The 25,052-nt window shown below is 68.7% G+C and carries 21 protein-coding genes and 1 pseudogene; 9 read left to right on the top strand and 13 right to left on the bottom strand.

From position 1 onward, the window contains the following. Positions 1-29 precede the first annotated feature (29 nt). Together ACFWBT_RS13980 and ACFWBT_RS13975 are read right to left on the bottom strand one after the other, a co-directional pair. A complete protein-coding gene (locus tag ACFWBT_RS13980; protein WP_385699418.1) occupies positions 30-866 on the bottom strand; it encodes a serine hydrolase domain-containing protein in 837 nt (278 codons plus the stop codon). Between the two features lie 187 nt (positions 867-1,053). Continuing rightward, a complete protein-coding gene (locus tag ACFWBT_RS13975) occupies positions 1,054-1,473 on the bottom strand; it encodes a hypothetical protein (protein WP_385699415.1) in 420 nt (139 codons plus the stop codon). A 250-nt stretch (positions 1,474-1,723) separates the two neighbouring features. Here ACFWBT_RS13975 and ACFWBT_RS13970 point away from each other — a divergent pair, with 250 nt between their 5' ends. Beyond that, on the top strand, positions 1,724-2,707 hold the full coding sequence (locus ACFWBT_RS13970) for a phosphotransferase family protein (RefSeq protein WP_385699413.1): 984 nt from the start codon (positions 1,724-1,726) through the stop codon (positions 2,705-2,707). 360 nt (positions 2,708-3,067) lie between these two features. Beyond that, positions 3,068-4,297 (top strand): serine hydrolase domain-containing protein, encoded by a 1,230-nt coding sequence (locus ACFWBT_RS13965; RefSeq protein ID WP_385699410.1) that lies wholly within the window; start codon positions 3,068-3,070, stop codon positions 4,295-4,297. 200 nt (positions 4,298-4,497) lie between these two features. Here ACFWBT_RS13965 and ACFWBT_RS13960 read toward each other — a convergent pair whose 3' ends face one another. Then, positions 4,498-5,241 carry a TetR/AcrR family transcriptional regulator gene (locus ACFWBT_RS13960; protein ID WP_385699407.1) on the bottom strand — a complete coding sequence of 248 codons (744 nt, stop codon included), beginning with the start codon at positions 5,239-5,241 and terminating at the stop codon, positions 4,498-4,500. A 121-nt stretch (positions 5,242-5,362) separates the two neighbouring features. Here ACFWBT_RS13960 and ACFWBT_RS13955 point away from each other — a divergent pair, with 121 nt between their 5' ends. Next, positions 5,363-6,586, top strand: a complete 1,224-nt coding sequence (locus ACFWBT_RS13955) for a saccharopine dehydrogenase family protein (protein ID WP_385699405.1) — start codon at positions 5,363-5,365, stop codon at positions 6,584-6,586. Between the two features lie 181 nt (positions 6,587-6,767). Here ACFWBT_RS13955 and ACFWBT_RS13950 read toward each other — a convergent pair whose 3' ends face one another. The 3 genes from ACFWBT_RS13950 to ACFWBT_RS13940 all read right to left on the bottom strand — a co-directional run bounded on the left by ACFWBT_RS13950 (position 6,768) and on the right by ACFWBT_RS13940 (position 10,454). Next, entirely contained in the window at positions 6,768-7,769 is a 1,002-nt protein-coding gene (locus tag ACFWBT_RS13950; protein WP_385699403.1) for a zinc-binding dehydrogenase, read from the bottom strand. A 151-nt stretch (positions 7,770-7,920) separates the two neighbouring features. After that, positions 7,921-9,459 carry a carboxylesterase/lipase family protein gene (locus ACFWBT_RS13945; RefSeq protein WP_385699401.1) on the bottom strand — a complete coding sequence of 513 codons (1,539 nt, stop codon included), beginning with the start codon at positions 9,457-9,459 and terminating at the stop codon, positions 7,921-7,923. Positions 9,460-9,695: 236 nt separating this feature from the next. Beyond that, positions 9,696-10,454 (bottom strand): hypothetical protein, encoded by a 759-nt coding sequence (locus ACFWBT_RS13940; protein ID WP_385699399.1) that lies wholly within the window; start codon positions 10,452-10,454, stop codon positions 9,696-9,698. A gap of 214 nt (positions 10,455-10,668) precedes the next feature. Here ACFWBT_RS13940 and ACFWBT_RS13935 point away from each other — a divergent pair, with 214 nt between their 5' ends. The 3 genes from ACFWBT_RS13935 to ACFWBT_RS13925 all read left to right on the top strand — a co-directional run bounded on the left by ACFWBT_RS13935 (position 10,669) and on the right by ACFWBT_RS13925 (position 13,905). Further along, the gene (locus ACFWBT_RS13935; RefSeq protein ID WP_385699396.1) at positions 10,669-11,313 is read left to right on the top strand and encodes a GNAT family N-acetyltransferase; all 645 of its coding nucleotides are present in this window, start codon (positions 10,669-10,671) and stop codon (positions 11,311-11,313) included. Between the two features lie 288 nt (positions 11,314-11,601). Then, positions 11,602-12,198, top strand: coding sequence for an RNA 2',3'-cyclic phosphodiesterase (thpR, locus tag ACFWBT_RS13930; protein WP_385699394.1), 597 nt, complete (start codon positions 11,602-11,604; stop codon positions 12,196-12,198). A 90-nt stretch (positions 12,199-12,288) separates the two neighbouring features. Further along, complete coding sequence (locus tag ACFWBT_RS13925) at positions 12,289-13,905, top strand: hypothetical protein (RefSeq protein ID WP_385699392.1); 1,617 nt, start codon at positions 12,289-12,291, stop codon at positions 13,903-13,905. A 93-nt stretch (positions 13,906-13,998) separates the two neighbouring features. Here the strand turns inward: ACFWBT_RS13925 and ACFWBT_RS13920 are convergent, their stop codons facing one another. The 3 genes from ACFWBT_RS13920 to ACFWBT_RS13910 form a co-directional block, all read right to left on the bottom strand. Next, entirely contained in the window at positions 13,999-18,276 is a 4,278-nt protein-coding gene (locus tag ACFWBT_RS13920; RefSeq protein WP_385699389.1) for a discoidin domain-containing protein, read from the bottom strand. Between the two features lie 872 nt (positions 18,277-19,148). Next, complete coding sequence (locus ACFWBT_RS13915; RefSeq protein WP_385699386.1) at positions 19,149-19,748, bottom strand: DinB family protein; 600 nt, start codon at positions 19,746-19,748, stop codon at positions 19,149-19,151. Between the two features lie 89 nt (positions 19,749-19,837). Then, positions 19,838-20,344, bottom strand: coding sequence for a DUF6584 family protein (locus tag ACFWBT_RS13910; protein ID WP_385699470.1), 507 nt, complete (start codon positions 20,342-20,344; stop codon positions 19,838-19,840). Positions 20,345-20,546: 202 nt separating this feature from the next. On the opposite strand from ACFWBT_RS13910, the gene ACFWBT_RS13905 reads away from it, so the two are divergent. Together ACFWBT_RS13905 and ACFWBT_RS13900 are read left to right on the top strand one after the other, a co-directional pair. Next, positions 20,547-21,089, top strand: coding sequence for a GNAT family N-acetyltransferase (locus ACFWBT_RS13905; RefSeq protein ID WP_385699383.1), 543 nt, complete (start codon positions 20,547-20,549; stop codon positions 21,087-21,089). 178 nt (positions 21,090-21,267) lie between these two features. Further along, entirely contained in the window at positions 21,268-21,804 is a 537-nt protein-coding gene (locus ACFWBT_RS13900) for a DinB family protein (protein ID WP_385699381.1), read from the top strand. A gap of 63 nt (positions 21,805-21,867) precedes the next feature. On the opposite strand, the pseudogene ACFWBT_RS13895 reads toward ACFWBT_RS13900, so the two are convergent. The 4 genes and pseudogenes from ACFWBT_RS13895 to ACFWBT_RS13880 form a co-directional block, all read right to left on the bottom strand. Continuing rightward, a pseudogene (locus tag ACFWBT_RS13895) lies at positions 21,868-21,972 on the bottom strand (IS630 family transposase); the annotation flags it as partial. Between the two features lie 54 nt (positions 21,973-22,026). Then, positions 22,027-22,482, bottom strand: a complete 456-nt coding sequence (locus tag ACFWBT_RS13890; RefSeq protein ID WP_385699377.1) for a DUF4279 domain-containing protein — start codon at positions 22,480-22,482, stop codon at positions 22,027-22,029. A gap of 190 nt (positions 22,483-22,672) precedes the next feature. Next, positions 22,673-23,053 (bottom strand): VOC family protein, encoded by a 381-nt coding sequence (locus ACFWBT_RS13885; RefSeq protein ID WP_385699374.1) that lies wholly within the window; start codon positions 23,051-23,053, stop codon positions 22,673-22,675. A gap of 298 nt (positions 23,054-23,351) precedes the next feature. Then, a complete protein-coding gene (locus tag ACFWBT_RS13880; RefSeq protein WP_385699371.1) occupies positions 23,352-24,602 on the bottom strand; it encodes an MFS transporter in 1,251 nt (416 codons plus the stop codon). A gap of 98 nt (positions 24,603-24,700) precedes the next feature. Here ACFWBT_RS13880 and ACFWBT_RS13875 point away from each other — a divergent pair. After that, a partial coding sequence (locus ACFWBT_RS13875) for a DUF5937 family protein (RefSeq protein ID WP_385699368.1) occupies positions 24,701-25,052 on the top strand: 352 nt, incomplete at its 3' end.

Here is a 25,052-nt window from a genome sequence, read left to right as displayed (position 1 = left end):
GGCCGGGGAGGATTTTAAGATCGCTTCCGTCAGGACGGGGGCGTGCGCTGGTTCTTGAGGGAGCGCAGGCCGAGCTGGTCTGTGGCGTCGGGCGAGCCGTTGAGACGGTGCACGAGCACCCAACGGCCGTCGGACATGGCGCCGGCGAAGACCGACGCGTCGCGGGTGGCGCCGTTGTGCCACAGGAGGGGACCGGCTGTCTGCCAGGCAAGGCCGGGGTCGCCGAGGGCACGGTCGACGAGCAGGCGTACGACGAGGGCGGCCGCGGCGTCAGGAGTGGCCCACAGTCCTCCGGCGGGGAGGATCGCTCCCGCCATGGTCCACGGGCGGCGCTCCTTGCGCAGCCTGCCCGGAGCGAGCAGGCGCCGCTCGCGGGGCGGGAGGACGGCGATGTCACTGATGCCCAGCGGGTTCAGGACGTAGCTGTGCACGAGCTCTTCGTACGTCGCCTCACCGGCCACGGTGAGAGCCCGGCCCAGGATGGCGTAGCCGAGGTTGGAGTACTCCTCGTGCTGCCCCGGCGGGCCCTGAACGAGCGCATCCAGACGTTCCAGGATTTCTTGGAGCGCCCGGTCGTCGAATGCCGCGTAGGGGTCGCGGCGTGAGGTCTTGGGCGGCAGACGGGGCAGCCCGGAGGTGTGCTGGGCGAGGTGGCGCAGGGTGATACCGCTGCCGGCCGGGACGTTCAGCCAACGTTCGAGCGGGTCGTCGCCGCGCAGCACGCCGGTGGCTTCCATGCGCTGCAGGACAGTGCTGGTGACGACCTTGGTGAGGGATCCGATCTCGACGAACCGGTCCGGGTGGTGTCCGTCGCTGATGTGGGCAGGTGAGGAACTGCTCAGGACGCAGGTAGGTATGCGTGGCATGGGTGTTCTGACGCCTTCGGCTGCGGGTGGAGGGGGATCAGGGTGCGGTGGCGCAGGGCGTGCGTTGGCGGTTGTGGTTGCCGTTGCCGTTGCGGGCCACCCAACGGCAGGGGTGGTGGGCTGCCCTGCGCAGGCCGGGCGGTTCGACGACGGCAGCGGTGCTTCGATGGCAGTCGGAGTCTTGCCGTCAAGGTCGACGTGGCCCGGTCAGAGCGGTCTCGACGGCCTCGGCCGTCATCTCGATGACGACGGCACCGTGTCGCATGTCTGGCGGAAGGTCCGCGCGCTCCTCCTCCCGGCATACGACTCGACCGCTGCTCGGGTCGATGATGACCGCGCCCAGCCGGGAGACCAGCTCCGCGACGATACCGAAGACGCCACCAACGTGGGGACGGTGCACCGTGATGCCGTACTCGTCGACAAACACTTCGGCTTCACTGCCGTCGGATGCCCGGATCCAGAATCCCAGGTTCCCGTCCTCACCCACCGTCAGCCTCGGGTCCCCGACATCGTGCGGCTCCAGAACAGCCCGTACCAGTTCCAGGTCCAGCGAAACAGGCGCCTCACCACCGCCCACGAACTTGTGGATCGACGGACTCCACCCCACGAAGACCCCCCACCTATGACAAAGCTTGGCCGGCCACGAACCTGGTCCCGTTGACATTGCAGTCGGTCACGCGGCGCCGTGACACCAACCTCACCCACCCTAGACCGCTCGGGGTCGGGCGCAGCACGGACCTGTCGAGCGCCACACAGCGCCGTCCCCCGCTGTCACTGCTGTCACTGCTGTCACTGCTGTCACTGCTGTCACTGTTGTCAGCCTCGGGCCGTTCGTCCGTGATCATTAGGCTGTTGTCATGGCTGAGGACGAGAACGCGGCGGTGGTCGAGGCTGAATGCGATGACCTGGGCTGGTCCAGCACGCGTAGGTGGGTGGAGCGCAACTTGCCCCCCGGGGACCGGATTTGCGCAGTGGAAGGCCTGCGAGGGGGTTGGACATCGCAGATGCGCCGTCTCGACATCGAGGGGGATCGTGAGCCGTACTCCGTCGCGCTTCGGTCCTTCGTCAAACCGTTCTTCGTGAAGCACGCGCCGGGACTGCTCACACGGGAAGCAGACATACTCCGCCTGCTCGCGGACACCGCCGTACCGACCGCTCGTCTTCATGGTGTTGATGCGACAGCCGAACACTGCGACCATCCTTCGCTGTTGATGTCGTTGCTTCCCGGGAGTGTCAGGCTGGGTGATGAGGACATCGAGCGGAAGTCAGCACTCCTTGCTCGGCAGTTGCTGGCGATCCACGAGGTGTACGTTCCCGAAGGAACCCGGCCGCGCAGCTACGAGGCGTGGACCAGTCCAGAGCGGGTGCGGCTTCCCGAGGGCTCGGGACGGCCGGAGATGTGGCAGCGTGCCGTCGATGTGATCCGGCGACCGCCCCCGGATTACCGGCCTTGCTTCCTGCACCGGGACTTCCACCCCGGGAACGTGCTCTTCGCGGGAGAAGGAACCGGTTTGACGATCACCGGTGTCGTGGACTGGGTGGAGACGTCCTGGGGACCCGCTGACCTGGACGTCGCCCACTGCTCCACCAATCTTGCCCTGCTGCACGGAGCCGCCGTCGGAATGCGGTTTGCCGATCACTACATCGCAGCCGGTGGAACGCTCAGCGGCGACCCTGCCGATCACCTCTACTGGCGCCTGCTGGATGCACTCGCCTTCGCACCGAACGCGGAGAAGGCCGCCGAGCCCTGGCGGGAACTCGGGCGAGAAGATCTGACATCCGCGGTTCTCGCCCAGCGCCTGGAGGAGTACCTCCAAGCACTCTTCTGCCGGTACGGCTGACGGCCCGGTGGTCAGCACCTGGCCGATACAGCCGCCGCCCTGTCCATCGCGGCCGACGCGCTGCCGTGCGAGGACCAAGGCGGTCCGGGCCCGCTGGCACAGGTCCTCGGAGCCATGGCTGATGCGTGCGCCAGGCTGCGGGCCAGTAGCGAGGAGATAGGGCGCCTGTGGGCGGCGGAGCCGTGCGAGCCCGCAGACCCCGGTTCCTGGGAACTTTCCCATGTACCGGGCGCGCTTCTGGAGCAGACCGAGGAAACGGAACACCTGGTGCGGCGGCGTGGGCAGCCCGACGGGTGATGTTCTCGCGGGTCGTGCGGTCGCCGGGCAGCGCCCGGGTACTCCGATCCGATACTGCGGGACATGCGACCCATGCGCCCCATTTCCCTGCTGCGCCTGACCGCGGTCACTGCCCTGATCGCCCTCAGCGCCCCCGTTGCGGCCGCCGTCGGCGCGGAGAGCAACGGTGGCCACCGCCGGCCCTGCGTCAGCTCTCGGCTGCCCGACCGCGGCCCGGCGCGCGACATCCTGCGGATCGCCGAGCAGGCCAAGGAGGAAATGGACCTCAAGTCCGTCATCCTGCGCGTCACCGTCGACGGCCGCGAGGTCATCACCACCGCCCTCGGCGAATCGATGACGGGGGTGCCGGCCGACCCCGCCATGCATTTTCGGAACGGCAACGTTGCCATCAGCTACATGGGAACGACGCTCCTTCGGCTGGTCGACGAGGGGAGGGTCGGCCTCGACGACCCCGTCGGGCGCTGGCTCCCCGACCTTCCGGACGGCCTCGGAAAACGGATCACCCTGCGCATGCTCGGCGCCTCCACCTCCGGTCTCGTCGACTACGTCACCTCTCCCGGCTTCTCCGACAGCGTCTACGCGGACCCCTTCCGCCAGTGGACGGCTGACGAACTGGTGGCCATCTCGACGAGTAGGCCCCTGTGGTACGAGCCGGGCACCAACTGGAGCTATTCGCACGCCAACTTCGTCCTCCTCGGCGCCGCCCTGGAGAAGATCACCGGGACCCCACTCGACGTCCTGCTCCAGCAGAAGGTCATGGGTCCGCTCGGTCTGCGCGAGACCAGTAACAGCTTCACACCCGACATTCCGACGCCCGTCCTGCACGCCTTCACCGCCGACCGCGGAACGTACGAGGAGTCCTCCTTCTGGAACCCCTCGTGGACCACCGCTCCAGGGGCGGTGCAGACCACCGACATCTGCGACCTGGCCCGCTCCGCCAGCGGCATCGGCTCGGGCGAACTGCTCTCCCCGTCCGCCTATCAGGAGCTGCTGAACCCCGGGACGGTCGGCCTGGGCCACGCCACCAAGACCTGCCCGGCGACGGTATGCATCGCGAACACCGAAGCGACCCACTACGGAATGGGCCTGCTCGTCCTGAACGACTGGGTCTCGCAGCACCCGCTGTTCTTCGGTTACACGGCCGCCCAGGCATACCTTCCCGGAAAGCACCTGGCCATCGCGGTCTCGACCACCAAGGGCCCCAGCACCCCCGACGGGCACACCGCCCAGACGATCACCCAGCGAATCGCCGCGGCCCTCGTCCCCGACCACCCGATCCCCGCCTTCGGCTGAGCCGAGTATGCGCGTACGGCGCGAAGCCGCCTCCGCCTCCGATTCCGCCTTCGCCTTCGCCTCCGCGACGCTGGTCGAACCAGGCGGTGGAGCTGGGGTGGTTCCGGGCTTCGCCCTCAGAATCCGCCGACGGCAGGCCTCGCAGCCACGCCCCGCCTTCTCGCGAAATGGAGTCCACGCCGTTGGCATAAGCGCCGGGGTCAGGTTGTGCGTGCGCTCGCGGCGTCGGGATATCGCCGCGCGCGTGCCCAGACGAGCTGCTCTGCCGCGCTGTTCAGCAGCGTGTCGAGGACGACTGGGTAGGCGCTGTGGGTCATCCGCCCGGCCAGGAGCCGCGCGGTGGCCGCGATGTGTGGGTGGGTGTCGGCGGGCAGTTCGGCGTAGGTGGAGTGCCACATCTCCTCGTCCGCCGCGCGGGCCTCGCCCGTCAGTGCCAGCGACCCGGCGTCCAGGGCGGCGAAGGCCAGGGTGAGGTCGATGAACGCGTGGTAGACGACGACCGCGTCCGCGTCCGGGAAGCCCGCGGAACGGAGGATGCCCAGGATCGTCTCGTCCACCGCGATCTCCCGGGGCCGTCCGGTGACTCGACTGGCGGTCAGTACGGCGGCCTGGGGATCGGCGAGGTAGGAGGCGTGAATGGCCCCGCCGAGGGCCCGCAGGTCGGACCGCCACTCCCCGGTGGCCGTCCAGGTGTCCAGCGCCCGCCCCATCAGCTCCTCGCCGATGGCCCTGGTCAGGTCGTCCAGTCCGGCGAAGTACCGGTAGAGGGTGCTGGGGTCGGCACCGAGTGCCACACCCAGCCTGCGTGCTGTCAGTCCCGTGCTGCCGTGCTCCCGCAGCATCCGCAACGCCGTCTGCACGATCAGCTTCTCGGACAGTACTGTGCCCTGCCTCGTCGGCCGGCGCCTGCGCCGTGCCACCTCCGGCACCACCTGTTTCCCCATACGGCCTCTCCCCGCTCGCCGCGCGACTCCTATGCCAACGTCGTTGACTTTAAGCCAGGACATCCCGTTGCATCGATCCAGCCCCGGAGACGTGCGTCTCCGGCAACGAAAGGTGTGTGACATGCGAGTGCTTCTCGTGGGCGCCGGCGGTGTGGGCACGGCCGTCACCCGGATCGCGGCCCGCCGCGACTTCCTGACCCACATGGTCGTCGCGGACTACGACCTCGCCCGCGCCGAAGCGGCCGTCGCGGCGCTCACGGGACACGGGGACCGGTTCAGCGCGAGGCGCCTGGACGCCTCCGACGAGGACGCCGTACGTCAGGCACTCACCGAGGAGAGGTGTGACGCCCTGCTCAACGCGACCGATCCGCGGTTCGTGATGCCGCTGTTCAACGCGGCCCGCGCGGCGGGCACACACTATGTCGACATGGCCATGTCCCTGTCCGCGCCGCACGCCACCCACCCGTACGAGCGATGCGGCGTCAAGCTCGGCGACGCGCAGTTCGAACAGGCCGGTCAGTGGGAACGTTCCGGGCGGCTGGCCCTGGTCGGCATGGGCGTGGAGCCGGGTCTCTCGGACGTCTTCGCCCGGTACGCGGCCGACGAACTCTTCGACGAGATCGAGGAGATCGGCGTCCGCGACGGCGCCAACCTGACCGTCGAGGGTTACGACTTCGCCCCGTCCTTCAGTATCTGGACGACCATCGAGGAGTGCCTCAATCCGCCGGTCGTCTACGAGAAGGACCGCGGCTGGTTCACCACGGCCCCCTTCAGCGAACCGGAGATCTTCGACTTCCCCGAGGGCATCGGCCCGGTGGAGTGTGTCAACGTCGAGCACGAGGAAGTGCTGCTCATCCCCCGCTGGGTCGACGCCCGCCGCGTGACCTTCAAGTACGGCCTCGGCGACGACTTCATCGCCAAGCTGAAGACCCTCCACGAGCTGGGTCTCGACGCCACCAAGAAGGTCACCGTTCCCTCGGAGAACGGACCCGTGGCGGTCTCCCCGCGCGACGTGGTCGCCGCCTGCCTGCCCGACCCGGCCACGCTGGGCGACCGCATGACCGGCAAGACCTGTGCGGGCACCTGGGTCAAGGGCACCAAGGACGGCTCGGCCCGCGAGGTCTACCTCTACCACGTGGTCGACAATGAATGGTCGATGCGCGAGTACGGATCGCAGGCGGTGGTGTGGCAGACCGCCATCAACCCCGTCATCGCCCTCGAACTCGTCGCGGGCGGAGCCTGGTCGGCCGGCGGCGTCCTCGGTCCGGAAGCCCTGCCGCCCCGCCCCTTCCTCGACCTGCTCACCGAGTACGGCTCGCCGTGGGGCCTGCGCGAGGAAGGCTGACGGCTCGCGCGAGCGCGGGCTGGGGGCGGCCGACCGGCTCCTCGGCGGAGGGTCCCGGTCATGGATCCGGACGACGGGGTCCGAGGCCCGCGCGCGGACCGGCACTGCACGGGTAGGTGTGGCGAGGTGACGCCCCCTTGCCCGGCAGTGCTCCCTCCGATGACTTGAGGGAGAACGGGCGCTAATGCCGGACGCGGACGACGAGCTTGCCGGTCGCGCGGTCGTGTTCCATGTCGTCGTGGGCCTGCCGCACCTGTTCCAGGCCCTCGTAGACGCGATCCACGGGGAACGCCAGCCGGCCGGCCGCGACCGCGTCGAGAATCTCCTGAAAGGCTTCCCGGGGCAGGTCGGCGGCGTCGCCGAAATAGCCCGCCAGGCGCACCCCTCTCGGCAGGTACTCGTTCGGGGAGAAGTCCCGCACCGTCCACTGGTTGGAGAGGCTGCCACCGAAGCAGGCCGTGCCGTGCACGCGTACCGCGCGCAGGGTGTCGGGCAGGGTCGGCGTGCCGACGAGATCCAAGGCGGTGTCCACGCCGTCCGGATACAGCTCGCGCACGGCGGGCGCGACCTCGCCGGTGTCCAGCAGGGGGTGGTCGACGCCGTGCTCCTTCAACAGAGCGAGGCGGTCGGCCCTGCGGGTGGTGGACAGCACCGTGGCGCCGCGCCAGGTGGCCAGCGCGGCGGCGGCGAGGCCCACCGAGGAGGTGCCGCCACGGATCAGCACGGACTGACCGGGCTTCAGGTCCAGGCCGATGGTGAGCGAGCCGTAGGCGGTCTGCACCATCTCCGGCAGGGCGCCCAGCACCTCCCAGGGCAGGTCGGTGTCGACGGGAATGACCTGGGGCAGCGGCACCGACGTGTACTCGGCATAGCCGCCGTCGTACGTGCGCCCCATGTCGCCCATCATCGCGACGACCTTCTGCCCGGGAGCAAGACCGCTGCCTGCCGGGGCCGCGTCGACGATGCCGGCGGCCTCGATCCCCGGAACCCGGGGAAAGGTGACGCCCTCGCTCAGACCAAGCCGAAGCTTCAGCTCCGAGCGGTTGAGGCCGAACGCCTCGACACGGATGCGCACCCAGCCGTCTCTCTCGGGCGGCAGCGGGAGTGTGGTCAGCCGGAGGTTGTCCACGGGGCCGGGGGCGGAGAGCTGTACGGCGCGGATGGTGGTCGGCGAGGACGTCATGGGGCGGCCTTCTTCCCGGGGTTGGAGAGTCGGTCGGCGATCGTCAACGTGCGGTCGCTGCTGTCGCATTCCCGACTCGCGCCGGTTTTCCGTCTGTTGCGACTCACCACCGCCCATGTCCGCCACCGCGCGGCCGGCGGGGTGGTCGGCGCTACCGGCTGATGAGCGGCAGAGCCGGGAAGGTGTGGCTCTGCCAGATCAGGCGGGAGGGCTCTTCCGGGTAGGCGGTGACAGCCGACTGGGTGTCGAAGCGCTGCACGAGGCGCTGAGCGGCGTCGTACGCGGGCCAGCCGGGGTCGCCGTGGGCGGCGAACGAGGTCCACGCGGCGCGCATCCGAGCGGACAGGGCCTCTGCCTCCGGGGAGGGTGTTTCGCCGATCAGCATGGCAGGCTGACCGCGGTCCAGGTTGCCGAAGACGAGTGGTACGTCGAGGCCGTGGCAGGCGCCGAGGACGCCGCCCATGCCCGGGGCCGGCCAGGTCAGCTCGTAGACATGCGCGCGGCCGCCGGCAGCCGTCTGGGCTTCGGCGAGATGGAGCGAGGGCATGCGGAACAGCCAGTCGGAATGGACCAGTTCGTACAGCTCGTCCGGTCCCGCCGACGGGAAGGCGTCGCGGTAACGGCGCGCGCCGTCGGGGCGGGGTGCCAGGACATCGAGGGCGTGGGCCGCCTGCTCCTCGCTCACCTCACCGAGCAGACCGTTGAGCGCGGTGAGCAGGCGCTGCTCGTCGCGGGTGTGGCCGACGAGGAGTTCGATGTCGCGGCCCGCGCCGTCGGTCAGGGCCTGCCACGGTGTGACGGCCAGGACCTCGCCGTCGACGACGGGCGAGAACGGGATCATCGTGTGCGCGGGCCGGCCCCAGCGTTGCGCCCGCTGGTCCATCGTGGCGCCGATCGTGTCAGCGGCGGCGGACAGTCGGCGTGGGGCGACGCCCGACAGGTCGGTCACCGTGGGCCGCAGGCCCAGCTCGGCGGCGCAGGCGGCAGCGATGTCCGCGGCAAGCTCCGGCGAGAAGAACGTGCCCGGCGCACTCTGCACGAGGGCCCGGTGGAAGAGTCCGGCCGCGCGGCCCATCGCCAGCAGTGCGGCGACCGATCCGCCACCCGCCGACTGCCCGAACAGTGTGACCCGGTCGGGGTCGCCGCCGAAGGCCCGGATGTTGTCGCGCACCCACTCGAGAGCGGCGACCTGGTCGAGCAGACCCCGGTTGGCAGGCGCCCCGTCGATCTGCGCGAACCCCTCTATGCCCACACGGTAGTTGAACGTCACCACGACGACCCCACCGTCCCGGGCGAGCCGGCCACCGTCGTACTCGGGGAGGCCGGACATGCCGATCACGTAGGCACCGCCGTGGATCCACACCATCACGGGCAGCGCCGCGACCGGGTCGGATTCGGGCGACCAGACGTTGACCGTCAGCCAGTCGTCGCCCGCCGAGTCCCGCTGCAGCGAGTCCATGCCGAAATGCCCGCCTTGTGGGGGCGGCGGGCCGTACGAGAGGGCCTCGCGCACCCCGCTCCAGGCCTGAACCGGTCGGGGCGCCGCGAAGCGCGACGCGCCGACCGGTGGCTCGGCGAACGGGATGCCGCGGAAGACCGCCGCACCTGCCTCCCGGCTGCCCCGGAGCTTCCCGGCCGCGACGCGGACTTCGGGCCGGGACCCGGACGGCTCGGACTCGGCAACGGTCATCAGGATTCCTGTCCAGCGGGAGGCGAGGGCTCGTGGCGGCCCCGGACCCTGCGGATCATCCACCGCGGTCGGCTGCGGCACCAGCGATTTAGCCGAACAGGACTTCATCAACGCCGTCCGCGGCGAACTCCGGCTCATACCCATGCCACGCCGACCATGAGCTCGAGCACCGGCACCCCAGCAACCGGGGCCGGAATCCGCCCGGGCACCGCTCGCGGCCACCGCCGCCGCGGACGTCAGGAGCGTGTGGCGGGGGCGGTGCGGGCGGTGGGGGCCTGGGAGAAGTTCGCGGCGGCCACCACCACGGGCGGGCGTACGTAGCCGCTGACACTCTCCACGCGAACGACGAGCGCCAGAGGCGACCTCGTGTCGTATGCCTTGGCCAGCGCGCGGATCTCACCGCGGGCGAACAGTTGGGTCGCACCCGAGGTCGCCAGTAGAGCGCACCCCGCGATCATCACGAGGCGGCTGCCGGCCGCGAAGGGATTACGGGCCAGCAGGACGATGGCGTGATCCACGAGCGTCGACCGGTCGACGTCCGACTCGCCGTACTCCTCGCCACTCTCCACGCCGACAATGCGATATTCCTCGGGAAACTGCCGGAACTCGAAGGGCGCGTCGAGCCGGTCGGCCATCAACTGCCAGACGCTGTTGTGCGCCGGCCCGCCGATCACCACCAGGTTCTCCTCGGCATCCGACGCCATGGCGAAGGCCCTGGCCCTGACCGTCGCCGCCTCGTGCAACCGCAGATCCTGGGAGAGGAACTGACGCAGGTTCATGGCCGCCAGAGCATCAGTCTCAGGGATCTTCGGATAGGCGGACGATGCTCCGCCCGACTCTCCGACGACCATCACCACGCGCCGGTCGCGGTCCAGCCGCCACACACGCCCTGCCGGCATCCTGGTCCGGTAGTAGTGCACCAGAGCGCGGCCGAGCCAGCCCACGGCGAACGCCAGCAGCGAGGCCACGAGATTGACCGTCAGATCCTGTCGCACGACCGGCTCCCCCACCTCGTCTGCGTGTCAACGTGCAGTGTGTATCACGGAATCGGCGAGCGAGAAGTGGCCCGTGGCCCATACCAGGCATGCGCGTGCTGTCCGTTCCGGTCATCGTCGTAGCCGGTACGTCGACGCACGCCGCCGCAGCCCCATGAGAGGCGGTACTCCTATTGAGTGGTCCACCGGTCCCGGTGGTCGATAGCCTTCGTCCATGATCGAAGACGGGGCAGGGGCTGTGGACGCGCGCCTTACCGGGGAGCAACTGGAGGACGGGGACGCGGAATCGCCTCGGGAGGTTTGCTGGCGGGGCAAGGGCGTCGCCTTCGCGCCGCTCGACGTCGACGACGCGGAGCTGATCCAGGTCTGGCGTTCGGACCCCGTGGCCGCCCACGAGATCGGCATGTGGCCGCGTTCCCTCTCCGCCGTGCGCGAGCGCATCGAGCGTGACCGTGACGAGCACGACCGCGACGACTTCCTCGTCCTGCTTCCAGACGGCACGCCGATCGGCCACATCGCCCTGACGGACCAGGACATGGTCGACGGCACAGCCGAGATCATGCTGATGCTGGACCCCGACCACCGGGGCAAGGGCTACGGGACGGACGCCGTCGACGCACTGGTCGACCTCGCCTTCGGTGAACTACCCATGCACCGCGTCCAGGCGGTCACTCACACCACCAATGGCGGAGCTCTCGGCGTCCTGGCCAGGGCCGGGTTCGTCCAGGAGGGAGTGCGCCGCTCCGCCTGCCTGCACCGGGGCCGCCGGTACGACGTCGCGGTGCTGGCCCTGCTCCGGGACGAGTGGCAGGCGCTCACCCGCCCCCGGTCCTGGGACGTGCTGATCACCGACCAGTGACCTGGGTCCACCTCGTCGGGCGGGTGCGGACCAGAGCCCGGGCTCGTGAGCGCAAGCAACCTGCGCGGCGAGGGCACGACCACCTCGACCCGCGCGGCGCGACCTCGCGCAGGCGGGCATGCTCGACCCGCCTCCCTCGCCTGCCGGTCATGCCGGTCATGCCGATTCGACCGCTCGCATTCTCGCCGCCGGACAGACGTGGCCGCCTCGGCCTCGCGCCCCTCGAACAGCTCTCCGGCAGCACTTCGGCTTTCGCATCGGCTGCCCAGGTGCGGTACGAAGTCTCGTGTGAACGATCAGACCCTGCCCACGTCCGTGCGCGTGTTCATCGCCCTCGCCCCACCTGACCACGCCAAAGAGGAACTGGCCCGGCAGCTGCGCCCCGCTTACGACACCTTCCCTGACATGCGGTGGAACCGCATGGAGGACTGGCACATCACCCTGGCGTTCCTGGGAGAGCTGCCGGTCGAGACGGTTCCGCTCCTGCGACCGCCTCTCGCCGCCCTCGCAGCGGACGACCGACCGCTCTCCTTGTCACTACGCGGCAGCGGTACCTTCGACGACCGCGTGCTGTGGAGCGGCATCGACGGAGACCTCGACGAGCTGCACGGGCTCGCAGCCGACGTGCGTACCGTCGTCAGAAGCTGCGGGATCGCCTTCGAGGACCGGCCGCTTCGCCCCCATCTGACGTTGGCCCGTGCCCGCCGAGGAGACCGGTCCTCGGCAGGAGAGATCGCCCAGGGGTTCGCTGCATTCACCGGCCGCCGATGGGCCGCCGAACGTCTGCATCTGGTCGGCAGCAACATCGGCCGCAGCCCCGGGCCGATCCACTACCGCGACATCGAGGCTTGGACCTTCGGCAACGGGAACTCCCTTCGGTCTTGAGTGAACCGGCCCGACAGCACTCCGAGGGGATCAGTAGGCCGGACACCACCCGGGTAGCCTTCCCGGCGACGCGGCCAGGGGGAGGCAGGAGTGCGGGCAGAGGATCTGACTCCGGTGGAATTACGGGTTCGGGATGCGTTCTCTCGTGGCGAGAGGCTGGACCTGCGCAGCGGTGATCCGGTAGCGGACGACCCGGCCGGCAGCGACGGATGGGGGCCCGAGCGTGTGGTCAGGGGCGCCGCCCTCACGTGGTTGCTGCTCGACGGCGGTAGCGCCGAACCGGGCCATGTCCCAGCGTTACGCCTTGCCGGCGCACGTATCGACGGACCACTGGAACTCGACTATGCGGAGATCCCGTACCGCGTCACCATGGATGGCTGCGACTTCCGAGGCCGGATCACCCTGTACAGCGCACGCACGCGGCAGTTCAGTCTGAAGCACTGCCGCCTTGTCCGCTTCTACGCCGCCAATGCGTCTGTCGACGGCACTCTCCGAGTGCATCGTTCTCAGCTGGACGGCTTGCTGATGCTGGATGGAACGCACATCACCGGCGTCCTCGATCTCGATGGAAGCGTGCTGACCAACTCCGACGGTCCCTCCCTGGCTGCCAACCGGCTCCAGGTCGACGACCACATACGGATGCGCCACGGATTCAGCGCTGAGGGTGAGGTGTCGCTGCGCGGCGCTCACGTCGGTGGTGACCTCGACCTGAGTGACGCTCGATTGTCGAACCCTGGAAATGTGGCGCTGATGGTCGCGCAGACGCGTGTCGAGGGCGATGTGCTGTGCGACCGGATCAAGACGATGGGCCAGATCGACTTCGGGGGCGCCAAAGTCATGGGAGTGGTTCGCTTCTGGGGCGCGCGGCTGAGCAACCCGGACGGGAAGGCGCTGTACGGATACCACCTGGAGGTCGGCACGAGCCTGCACCTCAACAGCGGATTCGCGGCGGAAGGGAGCATCGAGCTTGCTGGAGCCAGGGTCAGTGGCCGGATCACCCTGAACGAGGCGCGGATCATGGCTCCCGGCCGCGTCGCGCTCGCCCTGCCGCACGCCCAGGCCGAAGAGGTGGATCTGCGGATGGCGCACCGGCCACAGGGCGTCGTCGACCTCCGTCACGCGGTGCTGGGAATCATCCGCGACGGACTGGAGAGCTGGCCGGACGAGTTGAAGCTCGACGGTCTTCGCTACGACCGGTTCGAGAACCCGCTGCCCCCGGGGCAGCGCGTCCGTTGGCTGCTCCGCGACGGCTCGGGGTACTCCCCGCAGCCCTTCGAACAACTGGCCCTGACCTACCGCTCGTTGGGCCACGAAGACGAGGCCCGCACGGTTTCGCTGCTCAAGGAACGTCTCCGCCGCAAGACCCTCCCACGGCCGGCACGGGTCTGGGGAGTCATTCAGGACATCACAGTCGGCTACGGCTATCGACCGATGCGCGCGGCGCTCTGGCTGTTGGCCCTGCTGGTGCTCGGCTCTGTCGTCTTCACCGTCCAGCGGCCCACCCGAGCCGACTCCGGTGGTACCGAGGCCTTCCATCCCGTGATCTTCACCCTCGACGTTCTGCTCCCCGTCATCGGGCTCGGACAAGGTACGGCGTTCACCCCCACGCCGGGCACTCAGTGGATCGGCTATCTGCTGACCGCCTCGGGGTGGATCCTCGCGACGACGATCGTCACCGGCGTCACACGTTCGCTCAACCGACGCTGATAGAACTCCGGAGGGTCTGTCTCGATCCCGGACCCAACAGCGCGGGGCCGCCCTTGTGGAGGGCGGCCCCGTACTGTCAGTGCCGTTCGGAACCTACTCGATATTGATCTTGAAGGTGCTGGTCCTGTTGCGGATGTCCTCGGCGTTGCCGCTCATCCGCAGGTTGCGGAAGGTGGCTTCACCGACGGCCGGGCCCTGGCCGGGCTCCGGGAGTTCGTTCGCCCAGACGCCGAATCCGGACTTGGCGTCGAAGGTGTCTCCGCTCTTCTTGGAGTTGGTGATCGAGATGTCGGTGAAGATCGTGTCCTTCACCGGGAACTGGGCTAGGCCACCGGAGTAGTTGGTCTGGAACATGACGCCTCCGTAGGTGGAGTCGTCGATGTCCACGTCGTTGACCCGGATGCCCTGGAAGACCTTGGAGGCGGAGAACGCCCAGATGGCGGGGAAGACCTGCGAGCCCCAGAAGTGGCCGCCCGTCCTTTCCAGGGAGACGTTCTCGATCGTCGTGGGCTCGGTCCCGAAGCCGTTCATCGGGTAGCCGAAGTCCAGCGAGGAGATCGTGATGCCGGAGTAGACCAGGGTGTCGGCGACGCGGATGTTGCGGAAGGTGTTGTTGTAGCCGCCGTAGACGGCGATTCCGGCCGCTCTCCAGGTGAGCGTCGACGTCAGGTTCTCGTAGAGGTTGTTCTTCTCGTCGGCGCCGCCGGCGTCGATCGCCGAGAAGAGAGCGAAGCTGTCGTCGCCCGTGGCGCGGGCGTCGTTGTTGACCACGTGGTTGTCCGTGGATCCGTTCGTCATGTTGATGCCGTCGGCGAACGTGTCCCGGATGCGGGTGTTCTTGATGGTCATGCTGTCGGTGTTGGCGCCCCAGTAGAGGCAGACCATGTGCTCGACCCAGACGTCGTCGATGGTGATGTCGGAGACGTTGGAGAAGTCGAACACCTTGCCCGGGCCGTCGATCCGGGACGTGTAGTTGCCGAAGTAGGCGAAGCCGCCGAAGGTCGAGCCCTTGGCGCCGGCCTCGGCCCGGAAGCCGACGTCGGTGTTCTCCTGCGAAGCGGGGGCACGGAAGCGGGTGAACCACGGCCCGGCTCCGACGACCTTGACCGCCTTGCCGTACACCTGGAACTTGCTGGAGGTCTCGTAGTCGCCTGCGGGCAGGTAGACGCCGACGAGCTTGCCCGTCGTGTCCATGCGGACCTTGTCGAGCGCGTTCTGCACGTCCTGGTGCGTGAAGCCGGTCGGGACCGTGTACGCGGCCGGGTCCGGGTTCGGGGCTGCCGTGGCCTGCTCGGTGTTGACGAAGTCGATGGCGTAGGTGGAGCTGTTGGCGGCGTCCTTCTGGAGCCGGATCTTCGAACCGGCCTGAACGGTCTTGCCGAGCAGCAGGTTCGCCTCGTCGTAGATGTGGCGCGGGGCACCGGAGCCGGGCGAGTTGCCGGGCGCGGTCTCGTTGCCGTAGAGCCAGGCGTACTTCGAGGTGAGGTCGATCGCCTTGAGGAACTGGCCGTCCACGTAGACGTCGAGCGTGGTGTCGGTGCCGTCCGGGATCGAGAAGCGGGTCACCAGACTGTTGGTCGCCGCCCGGGTCGTCCACTCCACGTACTGACCGGTTCCGGTGAGAGTCACCGCCTTGCGGCCGCTCGCCTCACCGGCGACGTCGCCGATGGTCCGGTTCGGGCCGACGACCTTGGCGCCGCCTCCGACGGTGCCGTCCTCGGCCTCGTACATGTCGTACGGCATGTCCGCGCCGCGGCCGACGAACAGGGCCTGGGTGGTGGTGTTGTTGGCCCGCTTGACCGGGAGTTCGTTGGCGTCGTCGGCGAGGACGGTCTTGACGGTGTACTTGCCGCTGACGGCAGTCCACGAACCGAGGCTGACGGGAGCGGTGGTCTGACCCGCCGCGATGGCGCCGCTGTAGGAGCCGGACAGCGTTCTGACTGTGGCGCCCTTGGAGTCCTGGAGCGTCAGCGTGACGCCGTGGGCACCGGACGCCGAGGCGCTCGATCCCTGGTTCTTGATCGCGACGGTGAACTTGACGTCGTCACCGGCGGAGGCGCTGGTGGGAGTCCAGGAGACCGGTGCGGCGATCAGGTCGGAGCTGGAGACGGGCTTGACGACGAGAGCGTCGGAGCGGGTGAAGGCGTTGTTCGCCTCGTTCTGCTCGATGACCTTGTTCGACGGATCCACTTCGGCACCGACCGGGTAACTGCCCGCGTCGCGGGTCCCGATGCCTGCGCTGACCGTCTTCGACTCACCGGCCGCGAGGGCCGGGACGTCCGCCGTGGCAGCCTTCGTCCCGCCGAGCGTGAAGTTCAGGTCGGTGGCCTTGGCCGCCTTGCTGCCGCTGTTGGTGACGGTCGCGGTGAGGCTGATGGCGTCCGACTCGACCGGGGCGGCGGGCGTGTTCGTGATGCCGGTGACCTTGAGGTCCGGGTTGGCGGCCGGGGTGCCGATCACCTGGAACTCGGCGACCTGCCCGCCCGGAGCACCGGAGTTGGCGGTGAACTTGAGCTGGATGTCGGCAGCGGAACCGGAGACCGGGATGGTCACGGTGTTGCCGCTGCCGGGCGAGAAGGTGTAGTCCTTCGCCGCGGCGAGGCCGGTGAAGGCCGTGGCGTCCTGGTCACGGCCGAGTACCTGGATGTTCTGCGTGCGCGTCGACCAGGCGGCGTCCGGATTGAGCTTGACGACAACCTGGCTCAGATCGGCGTTCGCACCCAGCTTGGTGGTGAGGGTGGCCGGGTAGGCACCGCCCGCACTCTCCCAATAGGTGCTGGTCAGACCGTCGTTCGCGTTGGTCGCGACGAAAGTGAAGGTGGACGAGGACGCCTCGATGGGCTTGCCCTGGGCGAGGTTGGAGCCGGGACCGGTCGGTGAGCCGGGCCGGGTGACGCTGTTGCTCGCCGTGGACACGTTCCCGGCCGCGTCCTTCGCCTTCACGGAGTAGGTGACCGTGGTCGCGGGCGACGGGGTGTCGGTGTACGTCGTGACGTCACCCGCCACGGACTTGACGAGCTGGTCGTTTCCGTAGACGTCGTAGCCGGTGACCTTCACGTTGTCGCTCGAAGCCTGCCAGGTGAGCTTCACGTCGCTGCCGGACTGCGTGTAGGCGAGGTTGCCGGGCGCCGTGGGGGCCTGGGTGTCTCCGCCCGAGCCCTGCCGGGTGACGCTGTTGCTGTTGGAGGAGACGTTCCCCGCGGCGTCCTTGGCCCGTACGAAGTACGTGATGTCGCTGCCGGCCGGCTGCGTGTCGGTATAGGTCAGCACGTTCCCGGCGACGCTCGCCCGCAGTTGGCCGTTGGCGTAGACGTCGTACCCGGTGACGGCCGTGTCGTCGCTCGCCGCGTTCCAGGTCAGCTTGATCTGCCCGGTGCCCGGCTCGGTGTAGGCCAGGTTCGACGGCGCGGTGGGCGCCTGGGTGTCGCCGCTCGCCGGTCCGTAGACCTCGAGCTCGGACAACTGCCCGGCGGGCCAACCGGTGTTGGCGGTGATCAGCGCACGCACGTAACGCGTCGTGGTGGTGTCGAAGCTGATGGTCGCCGACTGGTCGTTGCCGCTGTCGAAGGTGTACGCCTTCGAGGCCGTCAGGTCCGTGAAGTTCTGGTTGTCGGTGGAGCCCTGGATCTTGAGCGTCTGGCTGCGGCTCGGCCATCCACCGGGCAGTCGCAGCGCCACCTGGTTGACCTTGACCGATGATCCCAGATCGACCTGGATCCACTGCGGGAACGCGTTGTTCTTGCTCTCCCAGTAGGTGGCCCGGTTGCCGTCACCCGCGTTGGCAGCGCCGTACACGTCGGCGTGCCCACTTTCGCTGAAGGGCTTGCCCTGGGCGAGGTTGGGGGTCGACGCGGCGGTCGTCAGGACCTGCATCTCGGCGAGCTGAGCGGTGGCGGCGACCGAGTTCTTGCTGAAGTCGGCCCGTACGTACCGGGCGAGGGTCGCGGGGAAGGAGACGTTCACCGTGTTGCCGTTGCCGGGGCTGAACACGTACTGCGCCGACGACTTGAGCGTGACGAAGCTCTTGCCGTCGGCGCTGCCCTGCAGTGCCAGCGTCTGCTTGCGGGTCTGCCAGTCCTGGGGAAGGCGCAGCACGACCTGGCGGACGCGCAGGGTCCGCCCGAGGTCGGTCTGCACCCACTGGGCCGACTTCTTTCCGGCCTGCCAGTAGGTGTCGGCGTCGCCGTCGGTGACCTTGGCGGCCGGGTGTCCGCCACGGGCGCTGCCGGCCTTGGTCGCAGCGTCCGCGGCGGCGTCGGGACCGCCGGCCGCGTGGGCGCCGATGGCGGGCACCCCCAGAACCATGACGGCGGAGGCGAGCGCAGCGGTCGCTGCGCGCCGTCTCCAGGATCTCCGCTTGTGTCGAATCATGCGGGGTCACTCCCTGCGGAGGTTCGCGCGCCGGAGGGGGCGGCGAGGTCGGCTCGTTCCTGGGCAGAGCGGTGGCGCGGTACGACAGAGCGGCAGGAGCTGCCTGTACAGCCCTGCACGATCGCGAGAGAGGATCATGCGCAGCTTCTTGCGTTGTTTCATCGCAATATTGCAGAGTGATGCGAGTCCGTCTACGGTCAGTACGGCACAAGTTTCACCATCAACACCCGCGCCCCAGCGGTGAAGACGGAGCGCGCGCAGCCTCCAGACCGACGAACCGGCGATGCGCGAGGCCCGAAGGGCCGGCAGAAGCGGACGGGACGCCGCGGGAGCCCCGCTCCCCCGGACGCAATCTCCTTATCCCGCCTAGCGAAAGCCTCTCGCCCCCCCTCCAGAGGTACGCTTCGCCCGCGCCGCCATCGCCCGGCCTCACCTCCCGAGCTCATCGTTCCAGGCCTTGCGCCCTGCGATGCAAGCGAGCGCAAGTAGCGCAATTTTTTGCGCTCCCGTGCATCGCTGCTGAGGTGGCCGACCCGAGGACCACGCCGCATCCCTTTGCGGACCTGGCCCATCGGGACGACCGCCCGGTTGCGGGGCTCGCGCACCTGGGAGCGGATCACGCGGATGAATACGCCCGGTCTCGGGGTACCTCGCTCCCTGCCCAGCGCGCGGACTGCCCGCCGCGGCGAGGGCGTGTCACCGGGAAGCACCGTGGTGCGGGAAGCCCAGGACACGTTGACTGGGCAGGCCAACGCTCGCGCACACGGGCGGGCTTACTGATCGTTTCGCGCGGAGCCGGGGGTCCATGGGGTCGCGTGTTCCCGACCGGGCGGCGCTCACCGGCGTGATGTGTGTGCTGCGGACCGGCGGGTTCAGCCGTTGCCGGCCTCTCGTGCGACCTGTTCCAATCGGTTCCGGTACTCCTTCCACCATTCCTCATCGCCGGGCGCCACATTCTCCTTGCCCGGCAACCATCCGACGGACCCGTCCATGAGCTCGCGCAGGACGTCGGCGTGGCCTGCGTGCCGGTGAGTATCGCCGATCACGCGAACGACGACGTGATGCAGGGTCACCTCCCGTCGTTCCTCGGGCCACCACGGAACGTGGCCGATCGTATCCAGGGCCAGCGTCTCCATCGTGCTGTTGGAGTGCTCCCACGCCTGCCGGTACAGGCCCACGATCTGCTCACGCGACTCTTCCGCGGTGGCCCACATGTCCGCGTTGGAATCGGCATCCTCCGTGTACCACCACGGCGGAGGCTCCGCGTCGAAATACGGCCGCCCGAACGTGTCGCCGAAGTACGCCAACTCCACCCCCGTCACATGCTTGACCAGCCCCAGCAGATTGGTGCCGGTCGGCGTGAAAGGGCGACGGATGTCGTACTCGGAGAGACCCTCCAGCTTCCACAGCAAGGCATCGCGAGCGTCCTGCAGGTACCGGAGAAGGTCCGCTTTCGCATTCGATTCGATCATGTCTCGCAGTTTCCCACCCGCCACTGACACCGGGCTGCCCTCGCGCCGCGGCGCTCGAGCGGCGCCTTCACGGTCCCCGGCGCTTCGAGTCAATCAAAGAGGGCAACGAGCCCGATCACCCAGATCGCGAGGAACGCGAGGACAGCCACCAGACATCCGGTCGCCGCCAGGAAACCGGCGAAGGTGCTGCCCCTGTTGTCTGTCTCCCGGCTGGACGGCACCGTGTCCCAGTCGACGGGGTGCCCCAGGGCATCGGAGCAGGCTGCTCGTATCGCTGCCAGTTGCTGTCTGGCAAAGGCAGATTGGGCAAGCGACTCGGGGCCGTGCCAGGCAAGGGCCCTCATGCGCTGCGGAGCGGTGCGGTATCTCGCCTCGAAGGCCGAGGTCTCGGATGCGTCCCGGTCCTTGTCGAGGTACATCCAACGGCCCGCTTCGGCAGGCTCTCCATAGAGTCGGTACACCTCGGCCAGCCGACGACGAAGCATCAGATCGTCCGGAAAGGACGACACCAGTCCGCGCAGGCGCTGGCGCGCGACGGGAACCCGGCCGGCGGCCAGGTCCGCATCGACTTGGGAAAGGGTGTCTCTCAGCGGCATAAGAGCATGATCGGGTACCGCGGTTACCGCCGTCGACCTGGTTTCGCCGCCCAGCGCTCGCCTGCTCTCCAGGTCGAGGTTCAGTGAGATCAACTGAACTCCGCCGAGAGGGGACACTGCCGATACGGGACAGTCCCAGGGCGTGTGTCGAAGGTGCCTGGTGAGGATGGTGGAGAGCCCATTTGTGATCCAGAATGATGGGATGGTCACGCTGGAGACTCCCCGATTGATCCTGCGTCGCTGGCGCGAGGAAGACATTGCGCCCATGGCTGCCGTCAATGCCGACCCCGAGGTCATGCGGTGGATCCGTGACGGCAGCGTCCGTGACGAACAGCAGACTCGCGGCGGGGTCCAGGCATGGGAGAGCGAGTGGGAGTCACAGGGTTTCGGCCTGTTCGCCGTGGAGATCCGGTCCACTGGCGAACTGGCCGGGTTCACCGGCCTTTCGGTGCCCCACTTCTTGCCGGAGGTACTGCCGGCGGTTGAGGTCGGCTGGCGGCTGGGACGTTCCCACTGGGGGAAGGGCCTGGCCACCGAGGCCGCTGCGGCCGCTGTACGGTTCGGGTTCGAAGAGCGAGGGCTGGAACGGATCGTCAGCATCACTCAGGTGGGCAACGACGCCTCCGAACGGATCATGACCAAACTGGGGATGCATCTGGTCCGTGAGACCGTCAATCCCAGCTGCGGTCGGCCAGTGCGGGTGTTTGCGTTGTCGTCGGACCAGTACGTCACCACCACTCGTTGACACTCGCAGGCGTGGATGGCCACTCCCGTTTGCGGCATCGAGCGATGAGTTCCGATCCGAAGACAGGTCTTCTTGGACGGACGTGCTCGTGCGGTGCCAGTAGAGGCGCCGCTCAGTCCTCGGATCGTGGGCACCTACGAACTCGACCAAGCTTGATGACCGGTAAGGAGACTCCAGCGTGAGCGACATTGTGGTCCAGAAGATCGTCCGGCCTGAGCGCGCAGTATCGGGCCCGTGGCTGGAGGTGATCGCCTCGAATCTCGATTACCACCGAGCGACCTTCTTGTGGAAGTGCGAGGGCCTCTCGGATGCACAACTGCGGCTACGTCCTGTGAGGTCGTCGGCGTTGACCCTGCTGGGTCTCATGCGCCATCTGCAGGGGGTTGAGCGTGCCTGGTTCCAGCGGACGTTGGCCGGCACGACGCCTCGCTTCTTCCCCTATAGGACCTACGCCACCGCTGACGGTGGCGAGTGGTACGACGAGTCGGACGCTACGCCGGCCAGGGACGTCTACGAGGACTACCGAAAGGCGTGCGAGGAGTCGCGGCAGGTATTCGCGAAGGTGACCGTCGACCTCGCGCGCATCGTGCCGAATTCGGAGTTCGGTGACACCGATGTGCGGTTCGTCCTTGAGCACGTGATCGAGGAGTACGCCCGCCACGTCGGCCATGCGGATCTCCTCCGCGAGGCCATCGATGGCGCCACCGGCGAGTAGCCGACCGCTGCGCCCCACGAAGCGGCGTGCAACGCCTGTATCTACACGGTGTGGTTGGGGTAGCCAGCGGGTGAAGGGCCGGCCGAGATAGCCGGGTCGGGTGGTGGCCGTCTGGATGACGAAGTCCTCGTCGTCACTGCTGAGCAGGCGGGGCCGGCCTCTCGCCCAACCGCCACGAGCACCAACTCGGCGAACCTATGCGGTCACAGCCTTAGGTCGCCCTCAATCGGCGCTCATGTCGTACTCGTCGATGTCCAACGCGGCGCCGGTGACGGTGAGGAAGCTCAACGCGTCCCGGTCCAGGTGCCAGCCGAACAGATCGGGCCGGTCCGGCGCATCCGCGTCAGGAGTGTCCTGGTCGTCGAAGTAGCGCACGACGTGCAGCACGGCAGCGCTGCCTTCCTCGTCCTCGGCTGCCAGCCTCGCCGCGACTTCGGCGATGCGATCCCTACGCGGCCGGAGCCTTTCCAGGATGCGCGCGATCTGCTCGTCGACCCGCAGGCCGGGATCACGACACACGATCTTCCATCGATGAGCGACCGGAACGGTCGGAGACTCAGCGCTGCGGCTTCCCCGCACTGTCGTCTCGTCGGGCTCGATGCCCAGCCACGCGGTGATCTCCTGGGCGCTCGTGCGATGGCTGGTCAAGGCGAAGTAGGCGTACTGGCGAAGCGGCATTGCGCGAGCCTATGGCCCAGCACTCCCCCACTCACAGCCATTTGGGGCTCTCGGGAACCCAAGCCCCTCCAGACGAAGCCGACAGCGACGAGTACGAGCCCGAACACGATGAACAGAAGTCCGCCGGAACCTGAAGCGCCCGCGGGCGAGCGCCAGGGAGCAGCTGCGTCGATCGTTCGGGCGAGGGCGGTCAGAGCGGGTCGAGGCGCCGCTTGAGCAGGCAGAACTCGTTGCCTTCCGGATCGGCGAGGACGTTCCAGGACGCCTCCGCAGGCTGACCGATGTCGACGAGTTTGGCCCCGGCGGCCAGGAGGCGCTCGAGCTCGGCGTCCTGATCGCGGTCGGTGGGGTTGACGTCGATGTGCAGCCGGGCATGCCCGTTCTCGGGCTCGTCGTCGCGGATGAGGAAGATCGTCGGCTGCGGGCCGCCGAACCCTTCGCGCGGGCCGATCTCGATGCAGCCCTCCGCTTCGCGATCGAGCTCTACGAAGTCCAGGACCTCGCACCAGAACCGCGCCAGTACCTCAGGGTCGTGGCACTTGAGCACGATCTCACTGATACGGCATGCCATGGACGAAACCTACTCTCAGCGTGGGGACTGCCGGGGTGGCCGCACACACATCTCATGGGCTCCCGCAGGTAGAACAGCTCGTGACCGTACCGGGCGAGGCACGCGGGGTCGAATTGATTTCAGGCCCTCACCCGAAAACCCGGCCCGGCGAGGGCCGTCGGTCGCGCAGCAGGGCAGCCGGCCTGCCTCGATCCACGCGACACAAGACCACGTACGGAACCGCCAGGACCTGGGCACTCCCGCCAACTACGCCTGGCAGTACGGCAGTAGCCGCCGCGACCCACCCTCCAGTCACCATCTACGGCTGAGGGTCGCGGCTCGCGCCCGGCGGCAGCGAACCGCCGGGCCGCGTGCCTCGATCCTTCTCGATGACAACGGCGGAGGCGGAGAGGAGCGTCGCGGCGGCGAGGCTTCCCCAGAGGGCGGCCGAGCCGCGGGGTGCGAGAGCGGTGATGACCGCCGGGGAGATGGCGAGGCCGAAGCCGGTGGAGAGCTCGAAGCGGGCGAGGGCGCGTCCCACGGCATGGGCCGGGGCGAGGTCGGTGACGAGCGCGGTGGCGCTGCCGGCATAGATGATCTCGCCGATGGTGCAGACCACGGACACCATGGCGACGGCCGGGGCACCCCAGCCGTGGCCCAGGGAGGTGGCCACGAGGAAGCCGAGGTAGGACGCGGTGAGGACCACTCCGGCGAGGGCCAGCGCGGTGCGCCGGGTGAAGCGGAACATCAGGACGGTGACCGGAACCTGCAAGGTGACCACCAGTACCGTGTTGGCCACGAAGACGGCTGCCGACCACACCGGGGATGCGTGCAGCTGGGTGACCAGGACCAGAGGGAGCGCGATCTCGGGGACGTTGAGGCAGAACACGTAGACCACGTTGGCGGCCAGCAGCGCACGCATCCGGGGTGCGGGCCCGTCGTCCCTGTCCTTGGCCGGGGCCACGCCCGGATCCGCGTGCAGGTGGACCGACCATGCCAAGGTCGCCGCAGTGAGATAGGCGAGCCCGGTGACGGCTGCCAGCGCCTGCAACGCGGAGGTGCCGCCCGCGAGACAGGCGGTGGCGAGGAGCGCGCCCGCGCCCAGCCCGGCGTTGCGCAGGGCGCGGCCCGCAGCGAGAGCGGCGTCGCGTTCCCGGCCGTGGGCGATCGTGGCGACGAGAGCCGCGTGGGCGGCCGGCCAGGCCTGGTTGCCGATGCCGAGGAAGAGCGCAGCCGTCGCGAACATCCGGACGTGCCCGGTCGGGGTGGCCAGCAGCAGCGCAACTCCCAGCACCCGTACGAGCATCGACGCTGCCACGACCGTGCTGCGTGCGCCCCGGTCCAGCCATCGGCCCACCGCGGGCATGCACCCCAGACCCACCACGATGCCGACCGTCATGGCGATGCCGGTGACCGGCGCGGACAGCCTCACCACCGTCAGTCCGTAGAGCAGCAGAAAGGGGCGCAGCAGGCCGGTGCCGAGCGCGTCCACGACGAGGGCGACGGCGTAGCGGGGGCCTCCGGAGGCACGGACGAGGGCGCGGGGCCGGATCTTGGTGGTGGTTGCCATGGCGCCCAAGGTGCGTTCAACCGCCGGACAGGCCACGTCGGTTGACGGACTCCGTCAACCGACGGAGTCGACGGTCCTCCGGTCGGTGATGATGAGGGGTGACCTTGAGGATCGACATCAGCGGCCTGCCGTCCGAGCAACTGCGGTTCGCCGCCTCCCCGCTGGCCGAGCTGACCGCGATGCTGCACGTGCTGGCCGAACCCGGGCATCATCCGCAACTCGCCGACTGGGCCGGGGATGTCTGGGCCGGGCTGCGGCCGGAGTTGGCCGAGCGGTTGCGGGAGGCGGAGTTCCTCTGGCGTTCCTCACAGGCCGACTTCCTGCTCCCCGCCCGGCCTCGGCCGACCCTCGCCGAGGAGCTGGACGACGTGGACCGGATCGATGACGAGACGTTTGTGACGGCCGCGCTCGTCACCACGTGCGGCAGCAACCGGGTCCACTTCGGCGCGC

The organism is Streptomyces sp. NPDC060027 (assembly GCF_042737005.1).
Taxonomy (GTDB): Bacteria; Actinomycetota; Actinomycetes; order Streptomycetales; family Streptomycetaceae; genus Streptomyces.
This window is presented reverse-complemented; position numbering and strand designations above follow the sequence as displayed.